General features: G+C 66.2%; 11 protein-coding genes. 7 read left to right on the top strand and 4 right to left on the bottom strand.

Annotated features, from left to right (window positions below; translation table 11 throughout):
- On the top strand, positions 1-2,882 hold a 2,882-nt coding region (locus tag ASC93_RS21255), incomplete at its 5' end, for an Ig-like domain-containing protein (RefSeq protein WP_162251939.1).
- A gap of 23 nt (positions 2,883-2,905) precedes the next feature.
- On the opposite strand, the gene ASC93_RS21250 is transcribed toward ASC93_RS21255, so the two are convergent.
- The 4 genes from ASC93_RS21250 to ASC93_RS21235 all read right to left on the bottom strand — a co-directional run bounded on the left by ASC93_RS21250 (position 2,906) and on the right by ASC93_RS21235 (position 7,569).
- The gene (locus tag ASC93_RS21250; protein ID WP_056447172.1) at positions 2,906-4,993 is read right to left on the bottom strand and encodes a sodium:solute symporter family protein; all 2,088 of its coding nucleotides are present in this window, start codon (positions 4,991-4,993) and stop codon (positions 2,906-2,908) included.
- Positions 4,990-5,301 carry a DUF4212 domain-containing protein gene (locus ASC93_RS21245; RefSeq protein ID WP_082548229.1) on the bottom strand — a complete coding sequence of 104 codons (312 nt, stop codon included), beginning with the start codon at positions 5,299-5,301 and terminating at the stop codon, positions 4,990-4,992. The genes ASC93_RS21250 and ASC93_RS21245 overlap by 4 nt, the downstream gene beginning before the upstream one ends.
- A complete protein-coding gene (locus tag ASC93_RS21240; protein WP_056447178.1) occupies positions 5,273-6,772 on the bottom strand; it encodes a sensor histidine kinase in 1,500 nt (499 codons plus the stop codon). Before ASC93_RS21240 ends, ASC93_RS21245 begins: the two co-directional genes overlap by 29 nt.
- A 74-nt stretch (positions 6,773-6,846) precedes the next feature.
- Complete coding sequence (locus tag ASC93_RS21235) at positions 6,847-7,569, bottom strand: response regulator transcription factor (RefSeq protein ID WP_056447169.1); 723 nt, start codon at positions 7,567-7,569, stop codon at positions 6,847-6,849.
- Positions 7,570-7,771: 202 nt separating this feature from the next.
- Here ASC93_RS21235 and recA point away from each other — a divergent pair, with 202 nt between their 5' ends.
- The 6 genes from recA (at position 7,772) to ASC93_RS21205 (ending at position 13,053) form a co-directional block, all read left to right on the top strand.
- A complete protein-coding gene (gene recA / locus ASC93_RS21230) occupies positions 7,772-8,848 on the top strand; it encodes a recombinase RecA (RefSeq protein WP_056447166.1) in 1,077 nt (358 codons plus the stop codon).
- 9 nt (positions 8,849-8,857) lie between these two features.
- Positions 8,858-9,316 carry a recombination regulator RecX gene (recX, locus tag ASC93_RS21225; RefSeq protein WP_056447163.1) on the top strand — a complete coding sequence of 153 codons (459 nt, stop codon included), beginning with the start codon at positions 8,858-8,860 and terminating at the stop codon, positions 9,314-9,316.
- Positions 9,317-9,586: 270 nt separating this feature from the next.
- Positions 9,587-10,144 (top strand): DUF2889 domain-containing protein, encoded by a 558-nt coding sequence (locus ASC93_RS21220; protein WP_056447160.1) that lies wholly within the window; start codon positions 9,587-9,589, stop codon positions 10,142-10,144.
- A gap of 88 nt (positions 10,145-10,232) precedes the next feature.
- Positions 10,233-11,402 (top strand): ADP-forming succinate--CoA ligase subunit beta, encoded by a 1,170-nt coding sequence (sucC, locus tag ASC93_RS21215; RefSeq protein WP_056447158.1) that lies wholly within the window; start codon positions 10,233-10,235, stop codon positions 11,400-11,402.
- Between the two features lie 17 nt (positions 11,403-11,419).
- Positions 11,420-12,301 (top strand): succinate--CoA ligase subunit alpha, encoded by an 882-nt coding sequence (gene sucD, locus ASC93_RS21210; RefSeq protein ID WP_056447154.1) that lies wholly within the window; start codon positions 11,420-11,422, stop codon positions 12,299-12,301.
- A 323-nt stretch (positions 12,302-12,624) separates the two neighbouring features.
- A complete protein-coding gene (locus ASC93_RS21205) occupies positions 12,625-13,053 on the top strand; it encodes a pilin (protein ID WP_056447151.1) in 429 nt (142 codons plus the stop codon).
- The last annotated feature ends 55 nt before the right edge of the window (positions 13,054-13,108 follow it).

The raw sequence follows: 13,108 nt of genomic DNA, 5'->3' as shown, positions 1-13,108 counted from the left end.
ACACGGTCACGACGACCGTGCTTGATGCCGCCGGCAACGTGAGCGGCGCATCGAGCGGCCTGATGTTCACCGTCGACTTGACGGCGCCGACGACGACCGTGGGCGCCATCGCGTTCTCCGCCGATGGCGGCAGGTCGGGCACCGACTTCATCACCAACGTCGCCGCGCAGACGGTCAGCGGCACCCTGGGCGCGCCGCTGGCGAGCGACGAACACGTCGAAGTCTCGCTCGACAATGGCGCGAACTGGACGACGGCCCAGGTCAGCGGCACCACGTGGTCGCTGGGTACGACGCTGGCCGGCAGCGGCACGCTGCAGGTGCGCGTCGTCGACGCCGTCGACAATGCCGGCCCGGTCGCCACGCAAGCCTATGTGCTGGACACGAGCGCGCCGGCCGTCACGATCAGCAGCGACGTCAGTGCGCTGAAGATCGGCGGCACCGCCACGATCACGTTCACCTTCAGCGAAGACCCCGGCGCGACCTTCAGCTGGGACGGCAGCGTGGGCGACGTCACCGTCAGCGGCGGTACGCTGTCCGCCATCAGCGGCACGGGCACGACACGCACGGCGACCTTCACGCCGGACGCGGGCACGAATGCGGGCACGGCCAGCATCACGGTCGGTGCCGGCAGCTATGCCGATGTGGCCGGCAACACGGGCGGCGCGGGCGCGACCCCGACGATCCACTTCGACACACTGGCGCCGGGCGCGCCGGCGCCGCAACTGCAAGCGGCCAGCGACACCGGCGCCTCGTCCGCCGACGGCGTCACGAGCGACACCACGCCGACCGTCAGCGGCACGGCGGAAGCGCTTGCCGCCGTCACGCTGTACGACAGCGACGGCACGACGGTGCTGGGCACCACCACGGCCGATGCCGCCGGCGCCTGGAGCATCACCAGCGCCGCCCTGGCCGACGGCAGCCACACGTTGCGCGCAACCCAGCTCGACGCCGCCGGCAACGTCTCGACGCAAGGCGCGGCGCTGACCGTCACGGTCGACACGCTCGCACCCGCCACCGCGGCTGTGCCGGCACTGGCCGCCGCCAGCGACAGCGGCACCGCCGGCGACCACGTCACCCAGGTCAATGCGCCGACCTTCAGCGGCACGGCCGAGGCCTTGGCGCTAGTGACGCTGTACGACACCGACGGCCTCACGGCGCTCGGTTCGGTGCAGGCCGGCGCCGACGGCACGTGGCGCATCACGGCGTCCGCGCTTGCCGACGGCGAGCACGCGCTGAGCATCAGGCAGGTCGATGCGGCCGGCAATGCGTCCGCCGCCAGCCCGGCCTTCACGCTGACGGTCGACACGGCCGCCCCGGCGGCACCCGGCGCCCCGCAGTTGCAGGCGCAGTCCGACACCGGCACGCGCGGCGACGGCATCACGTATGCCATGCCGACCCTCGAAGGCAGTGCGGCGGCGAACGACCTCGTCACGCTGTACGACGGCACGACCGTGGTGGGCACGACGCACGCCGATGCGAACGGCCACTGGAGCATCCTGGCGCAGACGCTGCACGTCGGCGCGCACACGCTGAGCGCGACCGACACGGACGCCGCCGGCAACGTGTCCGCGGCGGGCGGCGGCTTCGCCCTGAGCATCGTCGACGCGCCCGACCCGCTGGTGGACGGCGTGCGCGTGGTGACGGTGCCGGTGGTGCTGGCGGGCGGCGCGTCCGGCAGCCAGGTCGATGTCCCGATCGTGGGCGCCGACCGGGCCGAGTCGACCGGCGCCGCCGGCGTGGCGGACATTCCGCTGGCCAGCGCCGCCGGCACCAACCTGCTGGTGGCCCAGCTGGCGATCGGCTACGGCCTGAGCGCCAGCGGCGGCGCCAACACGACGGTCGCGAACGCGGGCACGGGACTGATCGCCGCGATCCAGGCGGCGACCGCGTCCGACGGCAGCGGCGACCGGGGCCACATGGTCGACAATGGCCAGAGTTATCTGGCGCAGCTGGCGGCAAGCCACTCACTGCTGGTGGAGACCGTCACGCCGGTGAGCAGCACGGCGCCGAACGGCGTCCTGACGCTGAACGGCAGCGCCGATCCGCAGCAGCACGTGGCGCTGGTGATCCAGGCCGCGGGCCTGGCGTCCGGCAGCACGATCGCGCTGCAGGACGTCGAATTCGCGGCGGTCGTCGGCGCGGCGAATATCGTGGCGCAGGCAGGTACGCAGATGCTGAGCGGCGACGCGGCCAGCCAGCATTTCACGCTGGCGGCTGGCGGCAGCACCCAGGTGTTCGCCGGCGGCGGCGACGATACGATGAGCTTTGGCGCGCCGACGCCGGTGGCAACCGCCAGCGGCGCGGCACGCGCGCAGGCGGCACCGGCCACCACGGTGCTGCACGGCGGCGCCGGCGCCGACACCGCGGTGTTCGCGGGCGCCCGCGCCGATTTCGACATCGAGACCCACAACGACTACCTGATCGTGAGCAGCAAGGCGGCGCCGGAGGCGAAGGCGCTCGTCGTCAACGTCGAGCACCTGCAGTTTTCCGATGCCACGGTCGGCGTGCAGACCGGCGCGGACCTGGCGCCGCTCACCGGCCTGTATCAGGCGGTGCTGGGACGCCAGGCCGACGTCTACGGCCTCGATTTCTGGGCGACCGTGCACGACCAGGGCGCCAGCCTGGGCGCGATCGCGATCTCCATGATCGGTTCGGCCGAACGCCTGGCCACGCAGGGCGGCTTCAATGGCGACGTCGGGCACGACGTCGGCCTGTTGTACGCCGGCCTGTTCGACCGCGCCGCCGACACGGCCGGCCTGGCTTTCTGGACGGCGGCCGTGCAGCACGGCGCCACGCTCACCCAGGTGGCGGACTCGATGCTGCAGTCGGTCGAGACGGTCGGGCAGCAGGGGACGCCGCTCGACTGGAACTTCAGCATGTGACGCGGGCGGGCCGGCCGGGCGCGCTACTCCGGCGCCCGGATATGGTCCACGAGCCCGCCGCTTTCGCGCGGCGGCGGCCTTGTCGCCAGGCTCACCGCGACGAGCGCCAGCGCCCCGGCCGGCACGCCGAACACGCCCGCCGAGATGGGCGCGATGTGAAACCAGACGGCATCCAGGCTCCCGCCCAGCATCGGGTTCGTGTGCAGCATGTAGTAGGTGCACACGATGAAACCGGTCGCCATGCCCGCGATCGCGCCCGCGAAATTGGCCCGTTTCCAGAAGACGCCCGCCACCAGCGCCGGGAACATGGTCGACCCGGCCAGCGAGAACGCGGCGCCGACGAGCGACAGGATGTCCGCCGGCTTCTGCGACGCGACATAGGCCGCGATGAAGGCGACGGCGAGCAGCAGCAGCTTGGAGATCGTCACGCGCTTCTGCGTGGAGGCGCCCGGGTCGACGATCTTGAAGTAGATGTCGTGCGACAGCGCGTTCGAGATCGCCAGCAGCAGCCCGTCCGCCGTGGACAGCGCCGCCGCCAGCCCGCCGGCCGCGACCAGGCCGGAAATCACGTACGGCAGGCCGCCGATTTCGGGCGTGGCCAGGGTCAGCATGTCGCCGTCGATCGCGATCTCGGCCAGCTGCACGATGCCGTCGTGGTTGACGTCGACGATGCTGATCAACGGGTTCGCCTTGTCGACGTTGGCCCAGTACGAGACCCAGGTCGGCAGCGCGTCGTAGCCGGTGCCGACGAGGGCCGTGTAGATGTCGTACTTGGCGAGCACCGCCAGCGCCGGCATCGTCAGGTAGATCAGCAGGATGAAGAACAGCGTCCAGAACACGGACACGCGCGTCTCGTGCACGGACGGCGTGGTGTAGGCGCGCATCAGGATGTGGGGCAGCGCGGCCGTGCCGAACATCAGGCAGAACACGAGCGCGAGGAAGTTGTTGCGGCGGATGTCGGATTCCTGGCGCGTCTTGCCGGGGAACGGTTCCGCGTGCGGCTCGGGCGGCTGGGCGCGCGCCAGGTTGGCGGCGCGCTGTTCGCTCCACACGTGCACGGCTTCCTCCGCCGTGCGCGGATAGTCCAGCAGCTCGCGCTCGGCGGTGCGCACTTCGCCCAGCGACGCGCTGTGGCTGCGCGCCTTGTCCAGCCGGTGCTGCGCGTCGATCTTGCCGGCTTCCCAGGAATGCGGCAGGCCGGCCAGGCGTGCCTCGTAGTCGTCGGCGCGGGCACGAAAAGCGTGGCGCACCTCGGCTTCGCGCGGGTCGAGCGCCAACTGGGCCTCGCGCTTGGCCAGCTTGGGCAGCACGGAGCCGTACGCCACCTGCGGCACGGGGTTGCCCGCGAATTTCACGGACAGCCAGATCGTCGGGATCAAAAAGGCGACGAGGATGATGATGTACTGCGCCACCTGCGTCCACGTGATCGCGCGCATCCCGCCCAGGAACGAGCACACGAGGATGCTGGCGAGACCGAGGAAGATGCCGACCGAGAAATCGACGCCCGTGAAGCGCGACGCGATCAGGCCCACCGCATAGATCTGCGCGACGACGTACGTGAACGAGACGACGATGGTGGCGCCGACCGCGAGCGCGCGCACCACGTTGCCGCGCCGCGTGCCGGTGTCGCCGCCATAGCGCGCCGCGAGGAAATCGGGAATCGTGTACTGGGCGAAGCGGCGCAGGTAGGGCGCGATCAGCAGCGCGACGAGGCAGTAGCCGCCGGTCCAGCCCATCACGTAGGCGAGGGCGTCGAAGCCGTGCAGGTACAGCGTGCCGGCCAGGCTGATGAAGCTGGCCGCGGAGATCCAGTCGGCCGCCGTCGCCATGCCGTTGAACAGTGCCGGCACGCGCCGTCCCGCCACGTAGTATTCGGACACGTTCGACGTGCGGCTGACGACGCCGATGATCGCGTACAGCACGATGGTGGCGAACATGTACAGGTGGCCGATCCACTGGCGCGGCATGCCCTCGTTTTCCAGGATCGCCAGCGCCCCGAGGAACAGCCCGAAGCAGAGCGTGAACCACAGGTAGTAGCGCGCCAGGCGGCGGAAATAGCTGCGCGCTTTTGCGGGTGGCGCGGCCGCGGCCGATGGCGCGGCGCCGGTCATGGACGCTCCTGCAGCATGCGCGTGAAATCGCGGTCGAGGATGCGCATGCGCCAGGCGTACGCGCCGATGATGGCGAGGTAGATGAGCGACGCGCCCTGCGCGGCGAGGTAGAACGACAGCGGCCAGCCGAACACGGACATGTGCGCGAGGTCGCGCGCGAAAAACACGGTGCCGAAACTCGTGGCGAGCCACAGCGCCAGCAGCAGCGCGATCAGGCGGCGCGCGCGCGCCCAGTGCGCGGCGCGCGCGGCGACGATGCGCGCGCGCTTGCGGTCGGGGTCAGAGGAAGGGACGGTCTCGGTCGGCATCGGGGACAGGCGTGACGGTGGGCGGGAAGGTCAGCCGGAACAGGCTGCCCGGGAATTTCTTGTGCGTGCTGCGCGGGTTGTTGAAGATCTCGATCTCGGCCCCGTGCTGCTGCGCGATCTCGCGCACGATGGCGAGGCCCAGGCCGGAGCCGGGCACGCTGGAGCCGAGGATGCGGTAGAAACGCTCGAACACGCGGTGGCGCTCGGACGGCGCGATGCCGGGACCGGTGTCCTCCACTTCGAGCAGCGACTGGCTGCCGTGGCCGAGATTGGTGCCGCGCACGCGCACGGTGACGCTGCCGCCGGCCGGCGTGTAGCGCAGCGCGTTGTCGATCAGGTTCGACAGCAGCTCGCGCAGCATCATGGCGCTGCCGCCGATTTCCGGCGGGTCGCCGATGACCTCGTAGCCGAGGTCGATCTCGTGCGCGAACGAGGCCTGCACCCAGTCCTGCACGACGTCGCGGGCCAGGGCGGCAAGATCGAGCGGTTCCAGCGCGAGGCCCGCATGCGGCTGGTTCTCGGCGCGCGCCAGCGCCAGCAGCTGGTTGACGAGGCGCGTGGCGGATTCCGAACTCTTGGCCAGCTGTTCGAGCGAACGGTGGATCTCGTTCGGGTCGACCTGGCGCAGCGCCAGCTCCGACTGCATGCGCATGCCCGCCAGCGGCGTCTTCATCTGGTGCGCGGCGTCGGCAATGAAACGCTTCTGCGCGGCGATCGTGTGCGCGAGGCGCGCCAGCATGTCGTTCAGCGACCCCACGAGCGGCGAGATCTCTTCGGGCACCTGGCGCGAATCGATCGGCGACAGATCGTCCGGCAGGCGCGCGCGGATGCGTTCCTGCAGCTGCGCGAGCGGCGACAGCCCGCGCGACAGGGCGAACCAGACGAGGGCCAGGATCACGGGCAGGATGATGAACTGGGGCAGGATCACGCCCTTGATGATTTCGTTGGCCAGCTGCGCCCGTTTCTCCAGCGTTTCCGCCACCTGCACGAGGGCCAGGCGCGGCTCCTCGGACGCGTCCAGCAGCGGCTGCAGGTTGACCCAGGCATAGGCGATGCGCACCGGCGCGCCGTGCATGCTCTCGGTGCGGAAGTGCACACGGCCGCTGCGCTCGGCGTCGTCGGCGGGGGCCAGCGGCAGGTCGCGGTCGCCGTCGACGATCTCGCCGCGCGGGCCGCTGATCTGGAAATACACGCTGTCGACGTCGTCGGCGCGCAGGATGTCGCGCGCGGTGCCGGGCAGGTGGGCGACCACCTTGCCGTCCACTTCCTTGACCTGCTGCGCGAGCACCGTGACGCTGTCTTCCAGCGCATGGTCGAACGGCTGGTTCGCGATCGACTTCGCGACCAGGTACGTGATCGCGATGCTCATCGGCCACAGCAACAGCAGCGGGGCCAGCATCCAGTCGAGGATTTCGCCGAACAGCGAGTGCTGGATGCTTTCTTCCGACTCGGGCCTGGGCGGGACATACAGCGGCTCGAGCGGCGGCTCGAACTGTTGCGCGGCGGCGCGCGGCGCCGGCCCGGCCGCGCGCCGCTTGAACCGTTTCACTTGTGGCCGCTGGCCGCTTCGGCGCTCTTGCGGGCGCCGTCGCGGGGACTGTCGGAATACCGCTCGAGGCAGTAGCCCAGGCCGCGCACGGTGGCGATGCGGATGCCGCCCGTCTCGATCTTCTTGCGCAGGCGGTGCACATAGACTTCGATGGCGTTGTTCGACACTTCCTCGCCCCATTCGCACAGGTGGTCGACGAGCTGTTCCTTCGACACGAGGCGGCCGGTGCGCGCCAGCAGGATTTCCAGCAGGCCCAGCTCGCGCGCCGACAGGTCGAGCATCTGGTCGTTGATGTAGGCGCTGCGGCCGACCTGGTCGTACACGAGCGGGCCGTGGCGGATCACGGTGGAGCCGCCGCCCTGGCCGCGGCGGGTGAGGGCGCGCACGCGCGCTTCCAGTTCCGACAGGGCGAACGGTTTCGGCATATAGTCGTCGGCACCGGCGTCGAGGCCGCCCACGCGCTGCTCGATGGAATCGGCCGCCGTGAGGATCAGCACGGGCAGGAGCGAGCCGCGCGCGCGCAGGCGGCGCAGCACGTCCAGGCCGGACAGCCGGGGCAGGCCGAGGTCGAGGATCAGGAGGTCGAATTCCTGGGTCGACAGCGCGGTGTCCGCATCCTGGCCGTTCTTCACGCAATCGATCGCGTAGCCGGACTGGCGCAGCGAGCGCGTCAATCCGTCGGCGAGCACGCTGTCATCTTCGGCAAGTAGAATACGCATCACACTTCTCCCGGGTTTTGGCTTTGGACTTTGCTATTTCGTATATTGTGTTGGATAACGCGCGCCAAGTCGAATCGGTCAACGGATTGTCACACGACTGTAAATAACGCTTGCCAAGACCACTGGATTTTTATACAGTACTTCCTATTGAATTCGCGCGAGCGGCCCACACCTTGGTTCACTCTAGGACAGAAAGAAAGTTATGGACGATAAGAAATCTGTAGTAAATGCTGCCGAGAAGGGCAAGGCGCTGGCCGCAGCACTGGCGCAAATCGAGAAGCAGTTCGGCAAAGGCTCGGTGATGCGCATGGATGCCAATGCGCCCGTCGAGGAAGTGCAGACTGTATCGACCGGCTCCCTGGGCCTGGACATCGCACTCGGCGTCGGCGGCCTGCCGCGTGGCCGTATCGTCGAGATCTACGGTCCGGAATCGTCGGGCAAGACGACGCTGACCCTGCAGACCATCGCCCAGATGCAGAAGCTGGGCGGCACCTGCGCGTTCATCGACGCCGAGCACGCGCTCGACGTGACCTATGCGCAAAAGCTGGGCATCAAGCTGGACGAGCTGCTGATCTCGCAGCCGGACACGGGTGAACAGGCGCTGGAAATCACGGACGCGCTCGTGCGTTCGGGCAGCGTCGACATGGTGGTCATCGACTCGGTGGCGGCGCTGACGCCGCGCGCCGAGATCGAGGGCGACATGGGCGATTCGCTGCCGGGCCTGCAAGCCCGCCTGATGTCCCAGGCACTGCGCAAGCTGACCGGCTCGATCAACCGTACGAATACGCTGGTCATCTTCATTAACCAGATCCGCATGAAGATCGGCGTCATGTTCGGCAGCCCGGAAACGACGACCGGCGGTAACGCGCTGAAGTTCTACGCCTCCGTGCGCCTGGACATCCGCCGTACCGGCTCGATCAAGACGGGTGACGAAGTGATCGGTAACGAAACCAAGGTCAAGGTCGTCAAGAACAAGATCGCGCCGCCGTTCAAGGAAGCGCACTTCGACATCCTGTATGGCGAAGGCACGTCGCGCGAAGGCGAGATCATCGACCTGGGCGTGGACAACAAGATCGTCGAGAAGTCCGGTTCGTGGTACAGCTATGGTGGCGAACGCATCGGCCAAGGCAAGGACAATGCCCGCATCTACCTGAAGGAACGTCCGGCACTGGCGCGCGAGATCGAGAACAAGGTTCGCGCCGCCCTCGGCGTGCGCGAACTGGGGCCGGTCCCGGCCGGTGGCGATGCCGCCCAACTGGCATCCGTCGGCGACGAGTAATCGTCCCTGATGGTGCGCCAGCAGCTGAGCCTCAAGGCCCGCGCGTTGAAGTATCTGTCGACGCGCGAGCACAGCCGGATTGAACTGGCGCGCAAGTTGTCTCGTTATGCCGAGGAGGGGGACGACGTCGAAGCCCTCCTCGATTTCCTCGAAAAGAACAACTGGCTGTCGCAGGAGCGTTTCGCGGAATCGCTGGTGAACCGGCGCGCCGGCCGCTACGGCAACGCGCGGGTGCTCGCCGAACTCCAGCAGCATGGCGTCAACGGCGAAGCGTTCGACGAGCTCAAGTCCGGGCTCAAGGACACCGAAGTCAAACGGGCCAGGGAAGTCTGGCGCCGCAAGTTCGGCACGGTCCCGCAAGATGCCGAAGAACGCAGCAAACAGATGCGCTTCCTGCTGCAACGTGGTTTTTCCCAAAGTGCGGTGCGTGCCGCGCTGCAGGGTCGTGACGACGAAGACGATTTTTGACCTCATCTCACCGTTGTGAATGACGGACTGTCGTCCGGTTTATGACTGATAAGCTTGCGCTTTCGGCATCACAACTTCGCAACATCTTCCATTATCTTCCCTGCAAAAACCCTTCTGTAACCGGGGAGACGGTGCACAGCCCGGCACCCTGTGCTAAACTTTCATGGTTTAAGCAGCGCCGCAAGAGCGGTTGTTGCCGTAGAAGCTGCGGCAACGTGCATCAGGCACAACGGCTGCAAATTTTTTCGCCGCATTCCGGCATTGGTGTTTATGCCCCTGTCTCCACCCGCTCCGCGTAAGCCTCGGCACACGCGCGCCATCACTGTCGACGTGTTCGCGCGCGATGATGGCCTGTGGGACCTCGACGCCTGCATCCGCGACACCAAGACGCACGACATTGCCCTGCCTTCCGGTCCTCGCCCGGCCGGCTTGCCGGTGCACGAACTCAAGCTGCGCGTGACCATCGACCGCGACATGACCATCGTCGACGCCGAAGCGGCGTCCGATGCCGTACCCTATCCTGGTTTCTGCGACACCATCGCTCCTGCTTATAAAAAGCTGATTGGCTTGTCGCTGCTGAAACATTTCCGATTGCATCTGAAGGACCGCTTGTCCGGGGTACTCGGCTGCACCCACCTGACCGAACTCGCGCAAGTCCTGCCCACCGCGGCAATCCAGGCCTTCGCCGACGACGCGATGGCCAACCGTTCGGTCGATGCCTCGACCGAGCGGCCTTACGAACTGGACCGCTGCCACGCGCTGCGCCTCGATGGCCCCGCCGTCGAAACGTACTATCCGCGCTGGTCGCTCAAGGCGGTGCCGGGGTAGTGTCGTCCGGAGTAGACTCCGGATCTGTCGCTTTATTTATCCATTCGCATTTCTAAACTACATCAGTAACAGAAGAAGGGAAGCCAGCATGAAAATCCATGAGTATCAGGGCAAAGAGATCCTCCGAAAATTCGGAGTGACCGTTCCGCGCGGCATTCCATGCCTGTCGGTCGACGAGGCTGTCAAGGCAGCTGAAGAGCTGGGCGGTCCGGTCTGGGTGGTCAAGGCCCAGATCCATGCTGGCGGCCGCGGCAAGGGCGGCGGCGTGAAAGTCGCCAAGTCGCTGGAACAAGTGCGCGAATACGCGAACCAGATCCTGGGCATGCAGCTGATCACCCACCAGACCGGTCCGGAAGGCCAGAAAGTCCGCCGCCTGCTGATCGAAGAAGGCGCCGACATCAAGAAAGAACTGTACGTGTCGCTGGTCACCGACCGCGTCACCCAGCGCGTCGTGCTGATGGCCTCGTCGGAAGGCGGCATGGACATCGAAGAAGTCGCGCACAGCAACCCGGAAAAGATCCACACCATCGCCATCGATCCGGCCGTCGGCCTGCTTGATGCCGACGCTGACAGCATCGCCGCCAAGATCGGCGTGCCGGAAGCCTCGATCGCCGCCGCGCGCGCGAACCTGCAAGGCCTGTACAAAGCCTACTGGGACACCGACGCATCGCTGGCCGAAATCAACCCGCTGATCCTGACCGGCGACGGCAAGGTCATCGCCCTGGACGCCAAGTTCAACTTCGACTCGAACGCCCTGTTCCGTCATCCGGAAATCGTCGCCTACCGCGACCTGGACGAAGAAGATCCGGCTGAAGTCGAAGCCTCGAAATTCGACCTGGCCTACATTTCGCTGGACGGCAACATCGGCTGCCTCGTGAACGGCGCCGGCCTGGCCATGGCCACCATGGACACCATCAAGCTGTTCGGCGGCGAGCCGGCCAACTTCCTGGACGTCGGCGGCGGCGCAACCGCCGAGAAGGTCACGGAAGCCTTCAAGATCATGCTGAAGAACCCGGGCCTGAAAGCCATCCTGGTCAACATCTTCGGCGGCATCATGCGCTGCGACGTGATCGCCGAAGGCGTGATCACCGCTTCGAAGGCCGTGTCGCTGCAAGTGCCGCTGGTCGTGCGCATGAAGGGCACCAACGAAGACCTGGGCAAGAAGATGCTGGCCGATTCCGGCCTGCCGATCATCTCGGCTGACACCATGGAAGACGCAGCGAAGCAAGTCGTTGCCGCTGCAGCTGGCCAAGCTTAATTCGCGAAGGAAATAAAATGTCGATTCTGATTAACAAAGACACCAAAGTCATCACCCAAGGTATCACCGGCAAGACCGGCCAATTCCACACGCGCATGTGCCGCGACTACGCGAACGGCCGTGAAGCCTTCGTCGCAGGCGTGAACCCGAAGAAAGCCGGTGAGGACTTCGAGGGTATCCCCATCTTCGCGAGCGTCAAGGAAGCCAAGCAGAACACGGGCGCGAACGTCTCCGTGATCTATGTCCCGCCGGCAGGCGCCGCCGCCGCCATCTGGGAAGCCGTCGAAGCCGAGCTGGACCTGGCCATCTGCATCACCGAGGGCATCCCCGTCCGTGACATGATGGAAGTCAAGGACCGCATGGCCAAGGCCGGTTCGAAGACCCTGCTGCTGGGCCCGAACTGCCCGGGTCTGATCACCCCGGACGAGATCAAGATCGGCATCATGCCGGGTCACATCCACAAGAAGGGCCGCATCGGCGTCGTGTCGCGTTCGGGCACGCTGACGTACGAAGCCGTCGGCCAGCTGACCGCGCTGGGCCTGGGCCAATCGTCGGCGGTCGGCATCGGCGGCGACCCGATCAATGGTCTGAAGCACATCGACATCATGAAGATGTTCAATGACGATCCGGACACGGACGCCGTCATCATGATCGGCGAGATCGGCGGTCCGGACGAGGCGAACGCTGCTTACTGGATCAAGGACAACATGAAGAAGCCGGTCGTCGGCTTCATCGCCGGTGTCACCGCGCCGCCGGGCAAGCGCATGGGCCACGCCGGCGCGCTGATCTCGGGCGGTGCCGACACCGCGCAAGCCAAGCTGGAAATCATGGAAGCCTGCGGTATCACGGTTACCAAGAACCCGTCTGAAATGGCTCGTCTGCTGAAGGCAATGCTGTAATCCTCCGGATTCGCAGTCGATGAAACGGGACGCATTCGTGCGTCCCGTTTTTTTTGTCGCGGCGCCTGGCACGACAAGCTGACAATTTTTGTCGCAACTTGATGAATTTCGTATGCATGACAATTTTTGCTGTGCCCGGTGACAAAAATTGTCATACGACAAGGCGAAAAATGCGCGAAAAACCACAATTTGATGGCACCGTGCTAACGATTCCGTATGGAAATAACCTGGCACGCCGGTTGCATATAGTACGGGGCAGAAGCAAGCAGTACTGGATACGAAATACCTTTTAATTTTGCAGTGCCCCAACCTGGAGAGACATCATGAAAGCACCTAAAATCGTCAAGAAAGCCCAAGCCGGCTTCACCCTGATCGAACTGATGATCGTTGTCGCGATTATCGGCATCTTGGCCGCCGTGGCCATCCCGGCTTACCAGAACTACGTTGCCAAGTCGAAGTTTGCGGCTGCGTTGTCGGAAGTGTCGGCTGGTAAGACTGGCTTCGATGTGAAGATGAACGAAGGCGCCGATCCGACCATTGCTGACGCCGGCCTGCAAGCCACCACGAAGAATTGCTCCATGGCCGTTGTTGCTTCCAACGGTGGCCTGACCTGCACGATCATCGGCGGCCCGACCTCGGTCGCCACTCACATCATCACGCTGGGCCGTGACGCTAACGGCGTGTGGACCTGCTCCCACGACATCACGACCGACGCAGCCAAAATCGTCGGCACCTCGTGCGGCGGTAGCTGATCTGTCCTGACCCAGCGGACATAGCGCCAAGGAGCCTCCCAGTGTAAGCTGGGCG

The sequence above is a fragment of the Massilia sp. Root335 genome (assembly GCF_001425685.1).
GTDB classification, from domain to species: Bacteria; Pseudomonadota; Gammaproteobacteria; order Burkholderiales; family Burkholderiaceae_D; genus Telluria; species Telluria luteola.
This window is presented reverse-complemented; position numbering and strand designations above follow the sequence as displayed.

What these genes read in the sequence shown, in the direction of transcription:
- ASC93_RS21250 (WP_056447172.1), bottom strand. Translation starts at nt 4,993, where the DNA reads ATGACCGGCGCCGCGCCATCGGCCGCGGCCGCGCCACCCGCAAAAGCG.
- ASC93_RS21245 (WP_082548229.1), bottom strand. Translation starts at nt 5,301, where the DNA reads ATGCCGACCGAGACCGTCCCTTCCTCTGACCCCGACCGCAAGCGCGCG.
- ASC93_RS21235 (WP_056447169.1), bottom strand. Translation starts at nt 7,569, where the DNA reads ATGCGTATTCTACTTGCCGAAGATGACAGCGTGCTCGCCGACGGATTG.
- recA (WP_056447166.1), top strand. Translation starts at nt 7,772, where the DNA reads ATGGACGATAAGAAATCTGTAGTAAATGCTGCCGAGAAGGGCAAGGCG.
- recX (WP_056447163.1), top strand. Translation starts at nt 8,858, where the DNA reads ATGGTGCGCCAGCAGCTGAGCCTCAAGGCCCGCGCGTTGAAGTATCTG.
- ASC93_RS21220 (WP_056447160.1), top strand. Translation starts at nt 9,587, where the DNA reads ATGCCCCTGTCTCCACCCGCTCCGCGTAAGCCTCGGCACACGCGCGCC.
- sucC (WP_056447158.1), top strand. Translation starts at nt 10,233, where the DNA reads ATGAAAATCCATGAGTATCAGGGCAAAGAGATCCTCCGAAAATTCGGA.
- sucD (WP_056447154.1), top strand. Translation starts at nt 11,420, where the DNA reads ATGTCGATTCTGATTAACAAAGACACCAAAGTCATCACCCAAGGTATC.
- ASC93_RS21205 (WP_056447151.1), top strand. Translation starts at nt 12,625, where the DNA reads ATGAAAGCACCTAAAATCGTCAAGAAAGCCCAAGCCGGCTTCACCCTG.